Genomic DNA, 19638 nt, shown 5'->3' with positions numbered 1-19638 from the left:
GCTAATATGCCGTTCGCTTGTCTCGTCGCCCGCCACTTCGTTCCGGAAGGGGTCGATCCATGTACGCGCCGCAGGCCGCCAGGACACAGGTCCGAAAATCCGCCAGCCGCACAGCGTGGGCGGTGGCACCGCCGCTGCACGGGATCGTCCAGCGCAAGCTCACGATCGGGGCGGTCGACGATCCGCTCGAGCACGAAGCCGACCGCATTGCCGAGAAGGTCCTGCGTGCGCCCGACAACGAGCTGTCGTTCACGCCTGGGCCCCCGCGCATCAGCCGCGCCTGCGCCCGATGCGAACGCGAGGAAGAGCAGGAGAAAGGGCTGCTGCAGCGATCCCCCGAGCCGGGCGAGGCGGTCGCCGAATCGCTGTCCCAAGGCCTCGGCGCGACCGGCGGCGGCCGTGCCCTGCCCCCGGCCACTCGCCTCTTCATGGAACGCCGGTTCGGCGCCGACTTCTCCGCCGTGCGCATCCATGCGGATGCCTCGGACAACGAGCATGCGCGGCAGCTGAATGCCCAGGCCTTCACGATCGGCAACCACATCCACTTTCGCCACGGCAAGTTCGACCCCGACCACCACGCCGGACGTCTGCTGCTCGCGCACGAGCTGGTGCACACGCTGCAGCAGGGCCACGCCACGCCGCGAGTACAGCGCAAGACCGAGGCCGAATGGAAAACCGAGGCGACGGCGTTCGAGACCCAGATCCTGGCCGCCCCCGAATTCAAGGCGCTGGACGGCGTGTCCAAGGGCAACGTCACCTGGATCATCGCGCAGGCCAGGACCAAGCCGCTCGGGGATGCCAAGGGCCAGCGTCTCTACTATCTCTTCAAGCTGTTGAAGGCGATCGCGACGCCCTTCGTCGGCACCTCGACGGGATCGGGCTACGGCTGCTCGCCGGACGTCGCCAAGCAGAACCGCGAGGTCGTCGACAAGGCCCTCAAGACCGAGGCGATATGGGGCGGCGCCTACAGCGACGTCGACGAGCTCTCGGTCGCCTCGGCCACCAACATGGTCGAGAGGACCGGCGAGCAGGGCAAGAAGTACAAGGTGGACCGCAGCGATCCCAAGAACATCCGCGTGAAGATCAAGGTCAAGCTCAACGGCGCCCCTGACGAGGTGTCCAAGATCAAGGGCCTCGAGGATGCGATCGAGCGCTCGATCTCGATGACGACCAAGGGCTACTACGTCGACATCGTGTTCGTCGACAAGTCGGGGCCGGACGTGTTCGAGTTCACCGTCAAGTTCTGCGAATGGCCCAACTCGGGCAACTGGGCATCGAGCCCGGTGACGCTCTCGCACGAGGTCCATCATGCGCTGGGACTCGACGACCGCTACGACTACATCGAGAGCCATTCGAGCCGATCGAGCATGCGGCTCGAGATGCGCCTGAGCCTGTTCGTCCAGCAGATGAAGAAGACGGCCGGCCCCCGCGATGCCTACAGCAAGATGGCCTACAACAACTATCCGCTGCTGGCCGAAGACGTCTGTGCCGTGGCCTTCGCGGCCGGTGCCGATCGCAACAAGTGCATCGAGGCACGCAAGAGCCTCGACCCGGCCAACGTGCCGCCCTGAGGCGCAGGCCTTCGAGGGCATGGCGCTATGCCTATGGCCCACAGTCTATTGCGGTTCATGTTTCGCGCGGGTAATGTCGGCTCCCCTTCGGGCATCGATCCGTCGGCCTGGCGCGAGGCGCTGCCTCCAGGACCGCGCGTCGTGTCGATTTGCAACAAGGAGTGTCGACCATGCCTTCCGCACTGCTGTCCCCCGGCGTCTATATCGAGGAGGTGCCGAGCGGGGTGCGCACCATCACCGGCGTGGCGACTTCGGTCGCCGCTTTCATCGGCAGGACATCGCAGGGACCCGTGAGCGAGCCTGCGCTGATCACCAGCTTCGGCGACTTCGAGCGGCTGTTCGGCGGCGTGCAGATGGACTATCCACTGAGCTACGCGGTCCAGGACTTCTATTTGAACGGCGGCAGCCAGGCCATCATCGTGCGGCTGCAGTCGGGCGCCGTCGCCGCCTCGGCGGCGCTGGTCACGGGCGGCGCCAACGGCGAGGCGCTGGACCTCGTCGCGTCGAGTCCGGGCACCTGGGGCAACGCGCTCAAGGCGATCGTCGACGACGCCACGCGCGACCCGACCGACACCACGCTTTACAACCTCACGATCACCCAGGCCGGCGGTGCCACGGAGAAGTTCCTGAACGTCTCCTCCAGCGCGGCCAGCCCGCGCTTCGTGGCCCGCGTGCTCGACAGCAGTTCGCTGCTCGCGAAGGTGGCGCTGGACAACGCCGGCCATCCGATCGCGCCTGCCACGCGACCGCAGCCGGGCACCGTCGCACTGGCCGGCGGCGTCGACAGCGCGCATCTCGCGAACGCCGACTACCTGGGCTCCGCGAGCCTGAAGACGGGCATCTTCGCGCTCGACAAGGCCGACCTGTTCAACCTGATGTGCATCCCGCCCGACACCCGTGGCGGCGATACGGCCGCGGCGGTCTACCAGGCGGCGATGGCCTATTGCGCGACCCGCCGCGCGGTGCTGCTGGTCGATCCGCTGGCCGCCTGGGCGCAGGTCAAGGAAACCGCGGCGGCGAAGGCCTCCGACCCGTCGACCGGCGTCGCCAGCCTGGGACTGACCGGCGACGCGGCACGCAACGCGGCGATCTTCTTCCCGCGCGTGATCAAGTCCGATCCGCAGCTCAACGGACAGCCCGACGTCTTCGCGCCTTGCGGCGTGGTGGCCGGCATCATCGCGCGCACCGATGGCACGCGGGGGGTCTGGAAGGCACCCGCCGGACTGGACGCGGCGCTCAACGGCGTGCAGGGCCTGCAGGCCAACCTGAGCGACGGCGACAACGGCGTGCTGAATCCGCTCGGCATCAACTGCCTGCGTTCGTTCCCGGTCTCCGGCCGCGTGATCTGGGGTTCGCGCACGATGCGCGGCGCCGACCTGCTGGCCGACGACTACAAGTACCTGCCGGTGCGCCGGCTTGCGCTCTACATCGAGGAAAGCCTCTACCGCGGCACGCAGTGGGTGGTCTTCGAGCCCAACGACGAACCGCTGTGGTCGCAGATCCGGCTCAACGTCGGCGCCTTCATGCAGAACCTGTTCCGCCAGGGCGCCTTCCAGGGCCACACGCCATCGGCCGCGTACTTCGTCAAGTGCGACAGCGAGACGACGACGCAGAACGACATCAACCTCGGCATCGTCAACATCCTGGTCGGCTTCGCGCCGCTCAAGCCCGCCGAGTTCGTCGTCATCCGCCTGCAGCAACTGGCCGGCCAGATCGCCGCCTGAGGAGAAGACCATGGCCCAGTTCACCGTCAACACCTTTCGCGTCGACCCCTACAAGAACTTCAAGTTCAGGGTCAAGTGGGATGGCCGGTATGTCGCGGGCGTGAGCAAGGTCGGCATGCTCAAGAAGACGACCGAAGTGGTCAAGCACCGCGACGGCGGCGATCCCAGCACCTCGCACAAGTCGCCGGGGCGCACCGAGTTCGACGCCATCACGCTGGAGCGCGGCGTGACGCACGACCCCGAGTTCGAGAACTGGGCCGGCAAGGTCTGGAACTTCGGCGGCGGCCTCGGCGCGGAAGTCTCGCTCAAGGATTTCCGCAAGGACATCATCATCGAGGTCTACAACGAAGCGGGCCAGAAGGTGATTGCCTACAACGTGTACCGCTGCTGGGTGTCCGAGTTCCAGGCCCTGCCCGACCTCGATGCCAATGCGAATGCGATCGCCATCCAGCACCTGAAGCTCGAGAACGAAGGCTGGGCGCGCGACACTTCCGTCACCGAACCGACCGAGCCGACGATCAACGCCTGATCCTCGCCCTTCACCGCGCGTTTGCCATGGACACCCTGGCCGACTCCGACCTGCTCCACCTGTGGGAAACCATGCGGCGCCAGACGCTGCCGCGCCGTGCCGCCGCGCTGCTCGCGGTGGCGGCGCCGGACCTGGCGAGCGGCCGGTTGGCCGGGCTGAGCCTCGGCGAGCGGGAGCGCCGGCTGCTGGACCTGCACGCGCATTGCTTCGGCGCCCGCCTCGCCTGCGTCGCGGACTGCCCGCAGTGCGGCGAGGCCTTCGAGTTCGAACTCGACGCGCGTGCGCTTGCGGCAGGGTTGCCCGTGCCGGCCGAGGCCGCGCCGACGCGAACTGTCGAGTCCGGGGACTTGCGCGTCGAGATGAGACTGCCGACCGTGGCGGACAGCATCGCGCTCGCCGACGAAGACGATGTCCGGCATGCCTACAGCCGCTTGCTGGACCGCTGCCTGGCCTGCACGACGCGAACGGGCGAGGCCATGGCGCCGCAGGCGCTGCCGCCGGCGCTGCTGGAGGAAGCCGCCGCCTGGATGGAAGCCGCCGATCCGGCCGCGGAGCTGATGATCTCGATGACCTGCCCGGCGTGCGATGCGGTCCTCGGCGAGCCGATCGATCTCGCCGCCTTCTGCTGGGCCGAGGTCGAGGCCCGCGCGCCGCGCCTGCTCGCCGAAGTGGATGCGCTGGCCTCGCGCTACGGCTGGAGCGAGGCGGACATCCTGTCGATGAGCCGCGTCCGGCGCGACGCCTATCTCGCACTGGTGCTGTCGTGATGGGCTACCTCGATCGTCTCGCCGCGCGACTCGTCGAGCCCCGGCCCCTCATCAGGCCGCGTCCCTTGTCGCGTTTCGAGGCTGCGGATCCGCTGAACGCATCCATGGCGGCGCCCGGCATGGCCAGCGAGGACGAGGTCTTGCCTGCGCCCTTGGCGCGCACGCGGCCGGCGCCTGTGGCGCAAGACCGGGGGGATGAGAGCCCTGCGTCACCCATGCGGACGCCGCGTGCAAGCGTCGACGCGGACCCGCAAGAAAAGCGCCGGGCTTCCGTGATCCACGAGATCTCCGACCCGCCGTCGGTCCAGCATGCTTTGCAGGGAGTTCCGACGCCCGCACTGCAGGGCGTTCGAACGACGCCACGCGAAGGACCTGGTCCGGCGTCGGCCGAACGTCCGGCGTCGGTCCATGCGGTCGCCACCGCAGTGCCCGCCATCCGCACCGCATCGCCGCGGCCGGACGCTGCGCCCATGCCCTCGCCTGCGCTGCCCGCCGCAGCCGAGCCGTCCCGCACGCCGATCACCGACATGGCGAGCCGCATCGCGCCGTGGCGAGAACCGACCGACGCCGCCGCACGGCCTTCGATCGACACGCGCACACCTTCCCCGGCCTCGACCGCCGCAGCCGCGCCGAAACGCCGCGATGCGACGGCCGCGGCCACCGATCCGTCCGCCGTGGTGCAGGTGACGATCGGCCGGCTCGAGCTTCGATCTCCCGAAGCGTCGCCGCGCCGGCCTTCGGCGAAGCCGGCGCGCGCCGCGCCGCGCATGAGCCTGCAGGACTACCTGCAGCGCCGTGCCGGAGGACATGGGCGATGAGCAGTGCGCTCGCCATCGCCAGCGTCACGCGCGGCCTGCGCGCCTTGGTCAACCAGGCGCTGCAGGCTCCCTTGCCCGCCAACCTGCCGGCCGACACCGTGCCCACCACCCAGGTCCAGGTGACGACGCTGCCGCTCGACAAGGTGCGCAGCTTCTCGGCCAACGGCAACCTGCTCAACCTGTACCTCTACAGCACGGTGCCCAACCCGGCGCTGAGCAACGGCCTGCCGCCGCGCGGCGGCCCCGCCGGCGGCGAGCCGCCGCTCGCGCTCAACCTGCACTACATGCTCACGGCCTTCGGGCAGGACGACAACGAGCTGATCGCGCAGCTGCTCCTCGGCCGCGCGATGCTGGCGTTGCACGACAACCCGCTGCTGATGCCGGCCGACCTCGCCGATGCCCTGGGCGCGGCCGACGTGCAGGGCCAGGTCGAGCGGGTGCGCATCACGCCGCACTCGCTCGGCTTCGAGGAGATGTCGAAGCTCTGGATGGCCTACCAGACGCAGTACCGCCTGTCGGCGGCCTACGAGGCCTCCGTGGTCCTGATCGACAGCGCCCGGCCCGGGAAGATCGCGCCCCCGGTGCGCAGCGCGAGCATCGTCGTCGCGCCGCTGCGCACGCCCTCGATCGACCAGGTCACGCCGCAGGTCGCCGTGCCGGGCGCGACCATGACGCTGGTGGGCGCGAACCTGGGTGCCCCGGCGACGCAGGTGGTGGTGGCCGGCCTCCGGGTGGCGCCGTCGACCGTCGCCGATCGGACGCTGTCCTTCACCCTTCCTCCCGGTGTCCCGGCCGGCGTGAACACCGTGCGAGTGGTGCAGGAAGTGCCGCTGGGCGCGCCGCCGGTGGTGCATCCGGGCGTCGGCTTCGAGTCCAACGCCGCCGCCTTCATGCTCAGCCCGCGCATCGCCGCGGCCTCGCCGATCAGCGTCGCGCGCGGCGCGGTGCTGCAGCTGCAGGTGGCGCCGCCAGTCGGCCGCACGCAGCGCGCCGTGCTGCTGCTCGACGACGAGCAGGTCGCGTCGGCGCCGCATGCGCCGGGCGACCCCGACACCAGCAGCACGGTCTCGTTTCCCATTCCCGCCAACTTCGTCGCCCGCAGCTACCTGGCCCGGGTGATGGTCGACGGCGCCTGCAGTGCCCTGGTGACGGATGAAGCGCCCGGGAGCCCGACCCTCCACCAGTACGTGGGCCCGACGGTGACACTCACATGAACGCCGGCGCCACACCCCTGCAGAGCAACGAGCTGGCGCTCGGGGCGGCGCTCGCGTGGCTGCGCGATCGGCTGCAGCGGCTGGCCGATCGCAGCGCGCCCGCGGCAGCCGTCGACGCGGACGAACTCGTGGCGGTGCCGACCCTGGCCGTGCTCGCGCAGCGGCTGGGTCTGTCGACGTTCGAGTGCAAGGTGCTGCTGCTGTGCGCTGCGGCGGCGCTCGACACGCGCATCGGCGGGCTCTGCGCACAGGCGCTCGACGAACCCTCCCGGCCCTGGCCGAGCTTCGCGCTCGCGATGGTGCTGTTCGACGATCCGGCATGGGAGGCCCTTTCTCCCGACCGGCCGCTGCGCTACTGGCGCCTGGTCGAAGTACATGCCAGCGGCCCGATGCCGCTGACGATGAGCGCGCTGCGGGCCGACGACCGGATCGTCGACTACATCAAGGGCCTCAATCGCGCCGACGAGCGCATCGCGCCTTCGCTGCTGCCGATCGACACCGACGACCTGCAGGCGCTGCCGCCCTCGCAGCAGTCGGCGGTGGATGCACTGCTGGCCTTCGTGCGCAGGTCCGCCGACGAAGGCGGCGCCCCGGCGCTGCAGTTGACCGGGATCGACGTCGCCAGCAAACAGCTGGTGGCGGCCCATGTCGCGGCCGGGCTGGGGCTGCGCCTCGAACGCGTCGGGCTGTCCGCGCTGCCGGCGCAAGGCGCCGATCTCGAGGCCTGGTGCCGGCTCTGGCGGCGCGAGTGCCTGCTGATGCCGCTGGCGCTCTACATCGATGGGCACGACCTGCCTGCCGGCGAATCGTCCGATGCGAGCGCGGCCGTGCTGGGGCGGCTGCTCGACCGGCTGCACGCGCTGGCCTTCGTCGCCACCCGGGACGCCCATGCGCTCGGTGCCGGCGGCCGCGACGGGCTTCTGGTGACGGCGATCGAGAGGCCCAGCGCCACCGAGCAGACGCAGGCCTGGCTCGACCTGCTGGGCGAATCGCGCGAGGCGCTCGCGTCGCGGCTGGCGAGCCAGTTCAACTTCAACCTGCCGCAGATCGCGTCGATGGTGCGCAGCGCCGGGCGCGCGGCCGGCGACGACGGCGACAGCGGCGATGACGGCCTCGCCTCGGCGCTCTGGACGGCCTGCCGCCAATGCGCGCATTCGAAGATGGACATGCTCTCGCAGCGCATCCGGCCCAAGGCCGAATGGAGCGACATCGTGCTCCCCGCGGAGGCGCTGTCGCTGCTGCACCAGATCGTGGCCCAGGTCGCCCTGCGCCGCCGGGTCTACGGGGACTGGGGCTTCGAGCGAAAGATGAGCCGCGGCCTGGGGCTCAGCGCGCTGTTCCACGGCGAGAGCGGATGCGGCAAGACGATGGCGGCCGAAGTCATCGCCAACGCGCTCGCGCTCGACCTCTACCGCATCGACCTCTCGGCGGTGATCAGCAAGTACATCGGCGAGACCGAGAAGAATCTGCAGCGCATCTTCGATGCCGCGGAAGACGGCGGCGGCATCCTGTTCTTCGACGAGGCCGACGCGCTGTTCGGCAAGCGCAGCGAGGTGCGCGACAGCCACGACCGCTACGCAAACATCGAGACCAACTACCTGCTGCAGCGCATCGAGGCCTTCCGCGGCCTGGCGATCCTGGCGACCAACCTGAAGGGCTCGCTCGACGCGGCCTTCATGCGGCGGCTGCGCTTCGTCGTGCCATTCACCTACCCCGGTCCGCACGAGCGCGCGCTGATGTGGCAGCGAGCCTTTCCCGCCGACACGCCGGTCGAAGGGCTCGACCCGGCGCAGCTTGCAAGGCTCGACTGCACAGGCGGGAGCATTCACAGCATCGCGTTGAACGCCGCCTTCCTCGCCGCCCACCGCGGCGGCAGCGTGACCATGGCGCTGGTCCACGAGGCCGCGCGCAGCGAGCTTCTCAAGCTCGGGCGGCCGATCCACGAAGCGGATTTCCGGCCCGCGGCCGTTCAGGGAGCACACGCATGAAGATTGAGCTTCACATCGACCGCCTGGTCGTCGACACGGACAACGGTGGCAGGGTCGATCGCGAGCGATTGGCGCAGGCGGTGTCACAGGCACTGGCGCAGCGCATCGACGCCGGGGCCTCGCGCCAGCCGGCCGTCCAGCAGGGACCTGCCCCGGGGCAGCGCCTCGAACACCGCATCGCCGCGGCGGTGCACCAGGCGCTGCCGCCCGCGGCGCGCGGAGGCCGGCCATGAGCGGCTTCCCAGGCTCGCCTCGGCTCGTGAAGGGCGCGATCGTCGGCATCGATCCGTTCAACCCGCTCGCGAGCATCATCAGCTTCCAGTACAACCCCGACACCATGACGCGCCAGATCGAGGCGCAGACCACGCGCTCGGACGATGGCGACCGCGGCGAGGCACTGCGCCTGAAGGGCGCACCGGTCGAGACCATCTCGCTCGACGTCGAGATCGATGCCACCGACCAGCTCGAGCAGGCCAACCCGCTGGCGGTGAGCTCGGGCATCTATCCTCAGCTCTCGGCCCTCGAGATGCTGGTCTATCCGAAGAGCAGCCTGGTGATCGCCAACACGATCCTGCTGGCGGTCGGGACGATCGAGATCATTCCGCCGGCCGCCCCCTTCACCTTGTTCATCTGGGGGCCGCAGCGGGTGCTGCCGGTTCGCATCAGCACCTTCTCGATCACCGAGGAGGCCTACGACGTCAACCTCAATCCGACCCGCGCCAGGGTGCAGCTGGGCCTTCGCGTGCTGAGCTACAACGACCTGCCGATCACGCATCCGGGCTATGCGCTGTTCCTTGCGCACCAGGTGGCCAAGGAGACGATGGCCACGCTCAACACGGTCGGCAATGCGTCGGCGTCGGGTTCGCTGTCGTTCAGCGGCGGCGTCAGCACGGGGATGTAGACCATGGCCACGACCAGCCGCTATGCCAGCCTTCCGGTATTGACCCACACGGACCCCGGCGGGCGCGCCGTAAGCTACTTCGGGCGCCGCTTCCTGCCGGCGGGCAGCGCGATGCCGCTGGTGATGGGCGTCACGGTCACGCAGGGCGACCGGCTCGACCTGATCGCGGCGCGCACCTTCGGCGATCCGGAGCAGTACTGGCGCATCTGCGACGCCAACGATGCGCTCGATCCCTTCGAACTCACCGCGACGATCGGCCGCGTGCTGCGCATCGCATCGCCCCAGTTCTGAGCCATGGACTTCCTCGGCATCCACCTGACCCTGCTGATCGGCCCCTCGGTGCCGCTGCCGGCGCCCGTGGACATCATGGAGGCGCTCGAGGAGGTGGAGGTCCACACCGGCGACGATCGATCGGGCTTCCAGATCCGCTTCCAGGTCGGCCGCTCCGGGCCCGCCGACCTGCTCGACTACGCCCTGCTCGCCAGTCCGCTGCTGCAGACCTGGAACCGGGTCATCGTGATCGTGACCTTCAACGCGACGCCGCGGGTGCTGATGGATGGCTTCGTGACGCAGCGCGAGTTCTCCGCCAGCAACGAGCCCGGACGCTCTTTCATCACGCTGACCGGCGACGACGTGAGCGTCAAGCTCGACCTCGAGGAGAAGAGCGCCGAGCATGTCGGCCTCGACGACGGGCTGGTCGCGCTGAAGCTCATCGGCAGCTATGCCGAGTACGGCCTGGTTCCGAACCTGATCCCGCCGCCGGTGATCGATCCGCCGCTGCCGATCGACCGCGTGCCGGTGCAGCTGCGCACCGACCTCGAGCACCTGCGCTTCCTGGCGCTGCGCCACGGCTATGTGTTCTACATCGTGCCCGGCCCGGTGCCGATGACCAACACCGCCTACTGGGGGCCGCCGGTTCGCGCCGGCCTGCCGCAGAGCGCGATCACGGTGAACATGGGGCCGAACACCAACGTCCGCGATTTCAGCGTCCACAGCAACGGCCTCGGGCCGACCCAGGTGAGCGGCAAGGTGCAGGACCGCCTGACCAACCAGGCGCTGCCGGTGCGGCTGTTCGCGAGCCTTCGGCCGCCGCTGGCTGCGCTGCCCGCCTGGCTGGTGAACCAGCCGAACGTGCGCACCACCCGGTTCCGCGAGTCGGGCGTCGATGCGATGCAGGCCTACGGACGCGCGCAGGCACTCATCGAGGACTCGATGGACCTGGTGGTCGCCAACGGCGAGCTCGATGCCCTGCGCTACGGCGACATCCTGCAGCCGCGCGGCGTGGTGGGCGTGCGCGGGGCAGGCTACCTGCACGACGGGCTCTGGTACGTGAAGAACGTCAGGCACCGCATCCGCAAGGAAAACTATTCGCAGTCGTTCACGCTGGCGCGCGAGGGCTGGGGATCGACTGTCCCGGTGGTACGAACATGACTCCGTTCTACGGCAAGTACCGCGGCAAGGTCGAGAACAACGTCGATCCGATGATGCTCGGGCGGGTGCAGGTCAGCGTCGCCGCGGTGCTCGGCGACGGCACGCTGTCGTGGGCCCTGCCCTGCGCACCCTACGGCGGCTCGGGAGTGGGCTTCTTCGCCGTGCCGCCGGTCGGCGCCAACATCTGGGTCGAGTTCGAGGGCGGCAATCCCGAGCAGCCGATCTGGAGCGGCTGCTTCTGGGGCGCGGGCGAGGTGCCGGCGATGCCGGCCGTGGCCGAGATGAAGGTATTCAAGACCGATTGCATCAGTCTCCAGATGAGCGACCTGCCCGGCGTGGGCGGCTTCATCCTGGAGGTCAGTCCGCCGGCGGTCGCGGTGCCGCTCAAGCTCACGCTCGATTCGGACGGCATCAAGCTCGCCATGGCCGCGTTCAGCATCGCGATCGGCGCCACCGGCGTGTCCATCAACGACGGTGCGCTGGAGGTGATCTGATGCCCGGCTTCCTGCTCGACCAGACCTCGGTGGTGACCTGCATGCACGCGGGGCAGGCGAAGGCGACCGCGCCCTTCCCGCGCGTCACGCTGAACAAGCAGGCGGTGGTGACGCAAGCGGCGGCCTACATGGTCTCGGCCTGCCCCTTCAATGTCTCGGGCGCGCCGAGCCCCTGCGTGAGCGCGGCCTGGACGACGGTGGCGACCCGCGTCAGGGCCGGCGGCGCACCGGTGCTGCTGGTCGACAGCCAGGCCCAGTGCGTGCCCAACGGCACCGGCGTGCTGGTCGCGCCTTCGCAAGTCCGCGCGAGGGGAACGTGATGCAGCTAGCCTATCCCTACGGATTCGACGCCCAGGGCCGCACGGCACAAGCCGCCGGCGACGACCATATCCGTGACCTGATCGAGCAGGTGCTGTTCACGGCGCCGGGCGAGCGCGTGAACCGGCCGACCTTCGGCACCGGGCTGGCGCAGCTTCTCTTCTCACCGACCAGCCCCGAACTGGCGACCGCCACGCAGTTCCTGGTACAGGGTGCGCTGCAGCAGTGGCTCGGAGACCTGATCAAGTTCACCGGCGTGCAGGTGGAGAGCGTGGAGAGCACGGTGACGGTGACTGTGCAGTACGTGGTGCTTGCGACGCAGCAGCGTATGTCTGCCGAGTTCACTCGGGGGGGTGGATAGCATGAAGGCCGGCTCTTCTGTTGTGGGAACGAGGGGGCGGGCTCACGCCGACGGTGTGCTCTGCTCCGCGAATGTCCCCCGGCCTGCGGCCTCCTCCTTTATTTCACTGCGCAGAGCACACCATCGGCGTGAGCCATCAAGTCGGTGGTTCATCCTCGGCAAGGGCGACACAACGACGCCCTCGGCACGCGCCCCGGAAATCTCAAGCCCGAAAGCAGTGGACCGCTGACATGGACCAAACCCTCTGCTGCGACGCCCAACGACGCATCGACGTCGCGAACTCGACCACGCTCAACGGCATCGACTTCGTGGAGGTCGTGGACGTGGGCGCGCAGTTCCAGCAGGGCCTGCGCGTGCACTTCCTGCGCGCTCCCGCGCCCGCGGGCATCACGGCGGCCAACGTGCGCATCAGCGGCGGCGAGCGCTTCACCGGCATCGTGGTCGACCGGCCGCCCACCTACGACAACAACGTGCTGGTGCTGCACGTCGACCAGCCCGGCGACTTCTCGACCTACACGCTGCAGCTCGTGCAACCGGACGGCAGCGGCCTGCCGATGACGGGCATGGACCCGGTGCTGGCGTCGGCGCAGTTCTCGTTCAAGGTGGATTGCCCATCGCCCTTCGATTGCCAGTCGTCGACTGCCTGCGCGCCCGCCGTGGCCACGGTGCCGGAGCTCAACTACCTGGCGAAGGACTACGCGGGCTTTCGCCAGCTCATGCTCGACCGCCTCGCCACGCAGGTGCCCGGCTGGCAGGAGAGCCACGTGGCGGACCTCGGCGTCGCGCTGGTCGAGATGCTGGCCTACGTCGGCGACTACCTGAGCTACCAGCAGGACGCCGTGGCGACCGAGGCCTACCTGGGCACGGCACGGCTGCGGACCTCGGTGCGCCGCCATGCGCGGCTGGTCGACTACTTCATGCAGGAAGGCTGCAGCGCCCGCGCCTGGGTGCAGGTGCAGGTGCAGGCCGACAACGTGGCGCTGCCTGCGCACACGCCGGTCCTCGGCGGCAAGGCCGGCGCTGCGCCGGTGGTCGCCAGGGCCGGCTACGCCGCCGCGCTGGCGGGTCTTCCGGTCGTGTTCGAGACGGCCCAGGCCGCGACGCTGTTCCAGGCCCATCAGCAGATCGGCTTCCACACCTGGGGCGACCGGCGCTGCGCGCTGCCCCGGGGCGCGACGCGGGCAACCCTGCGCGGCCGCTTCCCGAACCTGAAGCCGGGCGACGTGCTGGTGTTCGAGGAAGTGCTCGGGCCCGAGACCGGCCTGGCCGCGGACGCGGACCCGACCCACCGCCAGGCGGTGCGGCTCGTCAGCGTCTCGGTCGACGATGCCAAGGGCCAGCCGCTGCAGGACCCGCTGTACAAGCAGCCCGTCACGCAGATCGCATGGGCCGCCGGCGACGCGCTGGCCTTTCCACTTTGCCTCTCGGCCCGCATCGCGAAGGACAACACGGAGAGCGACGTGAGCGACATCAGCGTCGCCCGCGGCAACATCGTGATGGCCGACCATGGCCAGCGTCTCGCGGCGGCCGAGGCCATCGGCGAGGTGCCCGCGCCGACCCTGTTCCGCGCGCCGGCGGCGAGCGGCGCGATGTGCAGCGCCGCCCGTCGCGAGCCGGTGCCGCCGCGCTTCAGGCCGCGGCTGGCGCGGTCGCCGCTCACCTGGACAGTGCCCTTCGACCCCACCGATGTCACCGCCTCGGCCGCGGCGCTGCAGCAGCCCGATGCCGCGGGCGCCGCGCCGGCGATCCAGCTCGCCGGCCAGCTTGAAGGCCTGTCGGTCGACTGGTTCGCGCAGCAGGACCTGCTCGGCAGCCATGCGGACGATCCGCACTTCGTCGTCGAGCCCGACGACGCGGGCGTGGGGTGGCTTCGCTTCGGCGACGGCAGCCACGGCCGCCGTCCCGCGTCCGGCACGACGTTCAGCGCGAGCTACCGCGTCGGCACCGGCAGCGCCGGCAATGTCGGCGCCGGCACGCTGGTGCGCATCGTGACCGACGACCCGGCCATCGTCGGCGTTCGCCAGCCGCTGCCGGCAAGCGGCGGCAGCGAGCCGGAGAGCATCGCCTCGGTGCGCGCCAACGCGCCGTATGCGCTGCGCACGCAGCAGCGCGCGGTCACGACCGACGACTACGCCCGCCTGGCCGCGCAGCTGCCCGGCGTGCAGAGCGCGGCCGCCACGATGCGCTGGACCGGCAGCTGGCGCAGCGTCTTCGTCACCGTCGACCCCTTCGGCGGCGGCGCACTGGATGCGGAGTCGCAGGCCCGGCTCGCGCAGTCGCTCGACAGCCTGCGCATGGCCGGACACGACCTGGAGATCGAGGCCCCGATCGCCGTGCCGCTCGACATCGCGATGGAGGTCCGCGTGCGGCCCGACTACTTCCGCGCCGAGGTCGCGCAGGCCCTGTCGGAAGTCTTCAACAGCCGCGTGCGGCCGGACGGGCGGCTCGGGCTCTTCCACCCCGACAACTTCCGGATCGGGCAGGACGTGTATTCGAGTCCGCTCTATGCGGCGGCGATGGCCATCGACGGCGTCGAATCGGTGCAGATCACGACCTTCCAGCGGCGCGGCGAGCCGGGCCGCGCGGCACTGGACGCCGGCGTGCTGCCGATCGGGCGGCTCGAGGTGGCCCGGCTGGACAACAACCCGGACTTTCCGGAGCGTGGCGTGTTCAGCTTCGCGGTGAGGGGTGGAAAATGAACGTCGAACTGGACGCTTGCGGCGCCTGCGCCGGCACGTCGCCGCAGACGCCCGCGCCGGTGGCCAACCGCGCCGGCCTGTCGGCGATCGGCTACCGGGTCGGAACGCAGCCGCTCTTCAAGGAGAGCATGCAGGCGCGCCTGGGCACCCTGCCCGAGTTGCGCACGCGCGACCCCGGCGATTTCACGCTCGGCCTGATCGACGCCTGGGCCAGCGTCGCCGACGTGCTCAGCTTCTACCAGGAGCGCATCGCCAACGAATCCTTCCTGCGCACCGCCACCGAGCGGCGATCGCTCGCGGGCCTGTCGGAACTGGTCGGCTATGTGCCTCAGCCCGGCGTGGCCGCGAGCACCTGGCTCGCCTTCACGCTGATGCAGGCGCCCGGCGCGGCGCCGACGGCGGTCGAGGTTCCGGCGGGCACGCGGGTGCAGAGCATTCCCCTGCCCGGCGGCCTGCCGCAGACCTTCGAGACCCTCGAGGCCGTCCCGGCCAGGGTCGAATGGAATGCGTTCCGCCCCAGCCTCAGCCTGGCCCAGACGGTGGACGCCGACACGACGGAAGTCCTGTTGAGCGGCGTGTCGACGGGGCTCAAGCCCGGCGACAGCGTGGTCGTCGCACCCAGCGACGCGGGCAGCCGCCCGGTGCTGCGCACGGTGGCTGGCGTGACGCCGATGGCGGCCGAGCAGCAGACCCGCGTGACGCTGCGACCGGCGATCTCGGGGGCCCAGGTGCCGGCACCGGCGCCACCTCCGCCGCGCCCGCGGCGCCCGCGGATCGCCTTCGAATCGCTGCGGGCCGACACCGTGCCGCTGCACATCACGGCCACCTTCGCCGCGCCGCGCAACTGGTCCTTCGTCACGCAGCAGGCGCTGTCGGCGCATGTGCCCTTCGTCGCGCGCGCCGACGACCTGAAGGTCTTCGGCTGGCGCTTCGGGCTCAAGCTCAGGCACTTGTTCCGGACCCTCGCGGCCTGGTCGCCGCCGGTCGCACCGAGCATCTACGCGCTGCGTACGAAAGCTTCGCTCTTCGGCTACAACGCACCCGACCCGCGCAGCCTGCCGGCCGCCATCTCGGGCCAGTATTCGGACGAGTACGTGGCGGGCGGCGACTGGGTGCCGCCCGCCGACGTGCTCGACCCGCTGCTCGACGCCAGCTATCCGCGCATTGCACCGGGCGGCGATGCGGCCCCCAGCTTCGCCGCGCTGAGATGGAGCGATGCCCAGGGCGACCACTGGGTGGTCGCCAACGTCGACGGCGTGGCCGAGCACGGCATCGCCAAATACACGATGACCGGCAAGGTGACCCAACTCCGGCTGTCCGTGGTCGGCCAGAGCGACAGCGGGCCGGTGTCGATCGCCTACCCGAGCTTCAGCAGCTACCGCGGCGCCACCCTGCAGGCCGAGAGCGAGGCCCTGCCCCTGGCCCGCCTGCCGAACGAGGACCCGCTGCCCGCCGACAGCCAGATCGACCTCGACACCTGGGTCGACGGCCTCCATGCCGGCCAGCGGCTGATCGTCAGCGGCGAGCTCGCCGATGCCCCCGGCAACCTGGCGAGCGAGATGGTGCAGATCCAGGCGGTGGCGCACGCCATCGGCGCCGACGGCGGCACCAGCCTGACCCTGGTCAGCGCGCTGACCCAGGCCTATGTGCGCAAGACCGTCACGATCAACGGCAACGTGGCAGCCGCCACGCACGGCAGCGCGGTGAGCGAGGTGCTCGGCAGCGGCAATGCCGCCGTGCCGTCGCAGCGCTTCACCTTGCGGCAGTCGCCGCTCACCCATGTCAGCGCGGCGACGCCCAGCGGCGTGGCATCGACCCTGGCACTGCGCGTGAACGGCGTGCAGTGGCGCGAGGTCCACGACTTCTTCGGCAGCGGGCCCCGCGACCGCGTCTATGTCGCCCGCCTCGACGACGACGGCAGCACCGTCGTCGGCTTCGGCGACGGCAGCCACGGCGCGCGGCCTCCGACCGGCACCGAGAACATCGTGGCCAGCTACCGCAAGGGCATCGGCGCGGTCGGCAATGTCGGCGCCGGCCAGCTCACGCTGCTGCAGACGCGCCCGCTCGGCGTGCAGGGCGTCACCAATCCCACGCCCGCCACCGGCGGCGCCGACGCCGAGACCGCGGACGACATACGCGCCAACGCCGCGCTCGGCCTGAGCACGCTCGGGCGCATCGTCTCGCTGCAGGACTACGAGGACTTCGCCCGCGCCTTCGGCGGCATCGCCAAGGCGCGCGCCACCTGGACCTGGTTCGGACAGACCCGCGGCGTCTTCCTCACGGTGGCCGGCATCGACGGTGCCGACGTGGAATCGGGGGGCGCGGTCTTCGGCCACCTGCTCTCGGCGATCGGCGATGCGGCCGAGCCGAACGTGCCGGTCAGGCTCAGCAGCTACAGGCGCGGCGCCTTCACCTTCAGCGCCAACCTGATGATCGATCCGGCCCGCGACATGGACGCCGTGCTGGCCGCCGCGCAGCAGGCGGCGCGCGATGCGTTCTCGTTCGCGCGCCGCGGCTTCGGACAGGCGGTGGCGCGCAGCGAGGTCATCGCGCTGCTGCAGGGCGTGCCGGGCGTGGTGGCGGTGCAGGTGAGCGCGCTGCGGCGCACCGACACGGCCCTCTTCGTGCCGGCGGCGCGCCTGGCCGTGCTGCGCGAGAACGCGCAGATCGATGCGGCGCTGCCCCAGGTCGGCTCCGACGCGAGTGTCCTGGCGGCCGAATTGCTGACGCTGGACCCGAGGCCGCTGGACCTGGTCGCAACCTGGGCGGAGGCACCTCCATGACACTCGACGGCGCCGCCCTCCTCCAGCTGCTGCCCGCGATCTACCGGCTGCGCGACGCCGACCAGGGCGGGGCGCTGGCGCGCCTGCTCGACGTGCTGGCGGAACAGGTGCAGGTGCTGCAGGAAGACCTGGCGCAGCTCTACGACGACCAGTTCATCGAGACCTGCGCCGACTGGGTCGTGCCCTACATCGGCGACCTGATCGGCTACCGGCAACTCAACGGCGTGGCCGCCACCGTCAGCAGCCCGCGCGCCGAGGTGGCCAACACCATCAACCTGCGGCGCGGCAAGGGCACGGTCACCGTGCTCGAGCGGCTGGCCCGCGACGTCACGGGCTGGGATGCGCATGTCGTCGAATACTTCCTCGGGCTGGCGGCCACGCAGTGCGTGAAGCACGTCCGGCCGGGCGCCGGCGGCACGGTCGACCTGCGCGGCCAGCCCCTGCTCGAACGGATCGGCTCGCCTTTCGACGGCGCGGCGCACGGGGTCGAGGTGCGCGGGCTCGGCTGCGGCGGCCGCTGGAACCTGCCGAACGTCGGCATCCACCTGTGGACCCAGCGCAGCGCCGGCCTGTCGCAGGCCACGGCCTTCGCGCGCGACAACCTGCGCTTCTTCTTCGATCCGCTCGGCGCCGACACGCAGCTGTTCAACCGCCCGCAGCCGCTGCCGGCCGATGCGCCGCTGGCCCGCGAATCGAACCTGCCGGTGGCCATCAGCCGCCGCGCGCTGGCCGCCGGCATGGCGGACTTCCACGGACCGGACGCGTCGCTCTTCATCGCCGGCCTGCCCGCCGGCACGACCTTGCTGGCGGCCGATCTGTCGGACCTCGATGCCGCCGGCACCCAGTGGGCGCACGTGCCGGCCGCGGGCAGCGTGCTGATCGATCCGCAGCGCGGCCGCATCGCCTTCGCCGCCGCGCCATCCAGGCCGCTGGCGGTATGGTTCCATCGCGCCACCGAGGCGGACCTCGGCGGCGGCGAATACGAGCGCTTGTCGACGCTCTCGCTCGGCCTCCAACCGGTGGTCGAGGTCCAGGCCGCGAACGGCAGCGTGCAGGCCGCGTTCGGCGCCGTCAGCGCGGGGGGCGCGGCGCAGTTCCCGAGCAGCGCGACCTGGGCCGAGACACCGTCGGTCGCGCTGGCGGCCGACGCGGTCGTCGAACTGCGGGCCGCCGACCAGACGCGGCCGGTCCTGCAGCTGGCGGGCGAACTGAAGATCAGCGGCGCTGCCGGCTCCGAGCTGACGCTCAACGGGCTGGTCATCAGCGGCGCGGCGCTGCACCTGGCGGCCACCGCCAACGGACAGGGCCCGAACACGCTGCGGCTGCTGCACTGCACGCTGGTGCCGGGGTCGACGCTGAAGAGCGACGGCAGCGCCGCCCAGCCCGGCGCGCCCAGCCTGATCGTCGAGACGAAGGGCACGCGGGTCGAGCTCGACCATTGCGTGGTCGGCGCGCTGCGCATCGCCGCCGAGTGCCAGGTGAGCCTGAGCCACTGCATCGTCGACGCCGGGGATCCGGCCTCGGTGGCCTTCGCGGCGGTCGACGGCAACGCGGCGGGCGGCGCACTGCAGGCGACCGACTGCACGCTGGTCGGCCGCGTCCACAGCGCGATGATCGGGGCGGCCTCGAACTGCATCTTCCACGCCCGCGCCAGCCTTGCGGGCGGCGCTGCCCCGCCCTGGCCGGCGCCGGTCTGGTCCGAGCGGCGGCAGGAGGGCTGCCTGCGCTTCTCCTACCTGCCGCTCGATTCGATCGTGCCGCGCCGCTACCGCTGCCAGCCGGCGACAGCAGCGGACGCCAGCCGCGTCGTGCCGCTCTTCGATTCGCTGCGCTACGGCGACCCGTCCTACTGCCAACTGGCCCGGCGCTCGGCGATCGAGATCCGCACCGGCGCCGAAGACGGCGCCGAAATGGGCGTCCACCACGAACAGATGGCCCAGCAGCGCGAGAGCAACCTGCGCCTGCGCCTGGCGGAGTACCTGCGCGTCGGACTCGACGGCGGCCTGCTCTTCGCCGACTGAGCCTCCGAGGGAGAAACGA

At 70.7% G+C, this 19638-nt stretch carries 17 protein-coding genes; all 17 read left to right on the top strand.

What is annotated here, in order from left to right; translation table 11 throughout:
- Nucleotides 1-59: 59 nt before the first annotated feature.
- The 17 genes from AC1DF3_RS25695 to AC1DF3_RS25615 all read left to right on the top strand — a co-directional run bounded on the left by AC1DF3_RS25695 (nucleotide 60) and on the right by AC1DF3_RS25615 (nucleotide 19619).
- Nucleotides 60-1571, top strand: coding sequence for an eCIS core domain-containing protein (locus AC1DF3_RS25695; RefSeq protein ID WP_478141279.1), 1512 nt, complete (start codon nucleotides 60-62; stop codon nucleotides 1569-1571).
- Nucleotides 1572-1741: 170 nt separating this feature from the next.
- Complete coding sequence (locus tag AC1DF3_RS25690; protein ID WP_478141278.1) at nucleotides 1742-3295, top strand: phage tail sheath family protein; 1554 nt, start codon at nucleotides 1742-1744, stop codon at nucleotides 3293-3295.
- A gap of 10 nt (nucleotides 3296-3305) precedes the next feature.
- Nucleotides 3306-3824, top strand: coding sequence for a phage tail protein (locus AC1DF3_RS25685; RefSeq protein ID WP_286538090.1), 519 nt, complete (start codon nucleotides 3306-3308; stop codon nucleotides 3822-3824).
- A gap of 26 nt (nucleotides 3825-3850) precedes the next feature.
- Complete coding sequence (locus tag AC1DF3_RS25680) at nucleotides 3851-4591, top strand: T4 family baseplate hub assembly chaperone (RefSeq protein WP_286538089.1); 741 nt, start codon at nucleotides 3851-3853, stop codon at nucleotides 4589-4591.
- Nucleotides 4591-5409 (top strand): hypothetical protein, encoded by an 819-nt coding sequence (locus tag AC1DF3_RS25675; protein WP_478141277.1) that lies wholly within the window; start codon nucleotides 4591-4593, stop codon nucleotides 5407-5409. The genes AC1DF3_RS25680 and AC1DF3_RS25675 overlap by 1 nt, the downstream gene beginning before the upstream one ends.
- Nucleotides 5406-6623 carry a Pvc16 family protein gene (locus AC1DF3_RS25670; RefSeq protein ID WP_478141276.1) on the top strand — a complete coding sequence of 406 codons (1218 nt, stop codon included), beginning with the start codon at nucleotides 5406-5408 and terminating at the stop codon, nucleotides 6621-6623. Before AC1DF3_RS25675 ends, AC1DF3_RS25670 begins: the two co-directional genes overlap by 4 nt.
- Complete coding sequence (locus tag AC1DF3_RS25665; protein WP_478141275.1) at nucleotides 6620-8611, top strand: ATP-binding protein; 1992 nt, start codon at nucleotides 6620-6622, stop codon at nucleotides 8609-8611. Before AC1DF3_RS25670 ends, AC1DF3_RS25665 begins: the two co-directional genes overlap by 4 nt.
- A complete protein-coding gene (locus tag AC1DF3_RS25660; protein WP_478141274.1) occupies nucleotides 8608-8844 on the top strand; it encodes a hypothetical protein in 237 nt (78 codons plus the stop codon). The genes AC1DF3_RS25665 and AC1DF3_RS25660 overlap by 4 nt, the downstream gene beginning before the upstream one ends.
- Nucleotides 8841-9512 carry a hypothetical protein gene (locus AC1DF3_RS25655; protein WP_286538084.1) on the top strand — a complete coding sequence of 224 codons (672 nt, stop codon included), beginning with the start codon at nucleotides 8841-8843 and terminating at the stop codon, nucleotides 9510-9512. Before AC1DF3_RS25660 ends, AC1DF3_RS25655 begins: the two co-directional genes overlap by 4 nt.
- A 3-nt stretch (nucleotides 9513-9515) precedes the next feature.
- Nucleotides 9516-9803 carry a LysM peptidoglycan-binding domain-containing protein gene (locus tag AC1DF3_RS25650; RefSeq protein ID WP_286538082.1) on the top strand — a complete coding sequence of 96 codons (288 nt, stop codon included), beginning with the start codon at nucleotides 9516-9518 and terminating at the stop codon, nucleotides 9801-9803.
- Between the two features lie 3 nt (nucleotides 9804-9806).
- A complete protein-coding gene (locus AC1DF3_RS25645; protein ID WP_286538081.1) occupies nucleotides 9807-10943 on the top strand; it encodes a hypothetical protein in 1137 nt (378 codons plus the stop codon).
- Complete coding sequence (locus tag AC1DF3_RS25640; RefSeq protein ID WP_286527253.1) at nucleotides 10940-11437, top strand: phage baseplate assembly protein V; 498 nt, start codon at nucleotides 10940-10942, stop codon at nucleotides 11435-11437. The genes AC1DF3_RS25645 and AC1DF3_RS25640 overlap by 4 nt, the downstream gene beginning before the upstream one ends.
- Nucleotides 11437-11757 (top strand): hypothetical protein, encoded by a 321-nt coding sequence (locus tag AC1DF3_RS25635; protein ID WP_286538080.1) that lies wholly within the window; start codon nucleotides 11437-11439, stop codon nucleotides 11755-11757. Before AC1DF3_RS25640 ends, AC1DF3_RS25635 begins: the two co-directional genes overlap by 1 nt.
- Nucleotides 11757-12116, top strand: a complete 360-nt coding sequence (locus tag AC1DF3_RS25630; RefSeq protein WP_286538078.1) for a GPW/gp25 family protein — start codon at nucleotides 11757-11759, stop codon at nucleotides 12114-12116. Before AC1DF3_RS25635 ends, AC1DF3_RS25630 begins: the two co-directional genes overlap by 1 nt.
- Nucleotides 12117-12346: 230 nt before the next feature.
- Nucleotides 12347-14815, top strand: a complete 2469-nt coding sequence (locus AC1DF3_RS25625; protein WP_478141273.1) for a putative baseplate assembly protein — start codon at nucleotides 12347-12349, stop codon at nucleotides 14813-14815.
- The gene (locus AC1DF3_RS25620) at nucleotides 14812-17598 is read left to right on the top strand and encodes a putative baseplate assembly protein (protein WP_478141272.1); all 2787 of its coding nucleotides are present in this window, start codon (nucleotides 14812-14814) and stop codon (nucleotides 17596-17598) included. The genes AC1DF3_RS25625 and AC1DF3_RS25620 overlap by 4 nt, the downstream gene beginning before the upstream one ends.
- Complete coding sequence (locus tag AC1DF3_RS25615; RefSeq protein WP_478141271.1) at nucleotides 17595-19619, top strand: hypothetical protein; 2025 nt, start codon at nucleotides 17595-17597, stop codon at nucleotides 19617-19619. The genes AC1DF3_RS25620 and AC1DF3_RS25615 overlap by 4 nt, the downstream gene beginning before the upstream one ends.
- Nucleotides 19620-19638: the final 19 nt, after the last annotated feature.

Source organism: Variovorax sp. 10N432 (assembly GCF_056394465.1).
The sequence above is the reverse complement of the archived record's forward strand: the minus strand, read 5'-3'. Positions and strand labels throughout refer to the sequence as shown.

Coding starts and splice junctions, on each gene's coding strand:
- AC1DF3_RS25695 (WP_478141279.1), top strand. CDS start 60: ATGTACGCGCCGCAGGCCGCCAGGACACAGGTCCGAAAATCCGCCAGC.
- AC1DF3_RS25690 (WP_478141278.1), top strand. CDS start 1,742: ATGCCTTCCGCACTGCTGTCCCCCGGCGTCTATATCGAGGAGGTGCCG.
- AC1DF3_RS25685 (WP_286538090.1), top strand. CDS start 3,306: ATGGCCCAGTTCACCGTCAACACCTTTCGCGTCGACCCCTACAAGAAC.
- AC1DF3_RS25680 (WP_286538089.1), top strand. CDS start 3,851: ATGGACACCCTGGCCGACTCCGACCTGCTCCACCTGTGGGAAACCATG.
- AC1DF3_RS25675 (WP_478141277.1), top strand. CDS start 4,591: ATGGGCTACCTCGATCGTCTCGCCGCGCGACTCGTCGAGCCCCGGCCC.
- AC1DF3_RS25670 (WP_478141276.1), top strand. CDS start 5,406: ATGAGCAGTGCGCTCGCCATCGCCAGCGTCACGCGCGGCCTGCGCGCC.
- AC1DF3_RS25665 (WP_478141275.1), top strand. CDS start 6,620: ATGAACGCCGGCGCCACACCCCTGCAGAGCAACGAGCTGGCGCTCGGG.
- AC1DF3_RS25660 (WP_478141274.1), top strand. CDS start 8,608: ATGAAGATTGAGCTTCACATCGACCGCCTGGTCGTCGACACGGACAAC.
- AC1DF3_RS25655 (WP_286538084.1), top strand. CDS start 8,841: ATGAGCGGCTTCCCAGGCTCGCCTCGGCTCGTGAAGGGCGCGATCGTC.
- AC1DF3_RS25650 (WP_286538082.1), top strand. CDS start 9,516: ATGGCCACGACCAGCCGCTATGCCAGCCTTCCGGTATTGACCCACACG.
- AC1DF3_RS25645 (WP_286538081.1), top strand. CDS start 9,807: ATGGACTTCCTCGGCATCCACCTGACCCTGCTGATCGGCCCCTCGGTG.
- AC1DF3_RS25640 (WP_286527253.1), top strand. CDS start 10,940: ATGACTCCGTTCTACGGCAAGTACCGCGGCAAGGTCGAGAACAACGTC.
- AC1DF3_RS25635 (WP_286538080.1), top strand. CDS start 11,437: ATGCCCGGCTTCCTGCTCGACCAGACCTCGGTGGTGACCTGCATGCAC.
- AC1DF3_RS25630 (WP_286538078.1), top strand. CDS start 11,757: ATGCAGCTAGCCTATCCCTACGGATTCGACGCCCAGGGCCGCACGGCA.
- AC1DF3_RS25625 (WP_478141273.1), top strand. CDS start 12,347: ATGGACCAAACCCTCTGCTGCGACGCCCAACGACGCATCGACGTCGCG.
- AC1DF3_RS25620 (WP_478141272.1), top strand. CDS start 14,812: ATGAACGTCGAACTGGACGCTTGCGGCGCCTGCGCCGGCACGTCGCCG.
- AC1DF3_RS25615 (WP_478141271.1), top strand. CDS start 17,595: ATGACACTCGACGGCGCCGCCCTCCTCCAGCTGCTGCCCGCGATCTAC.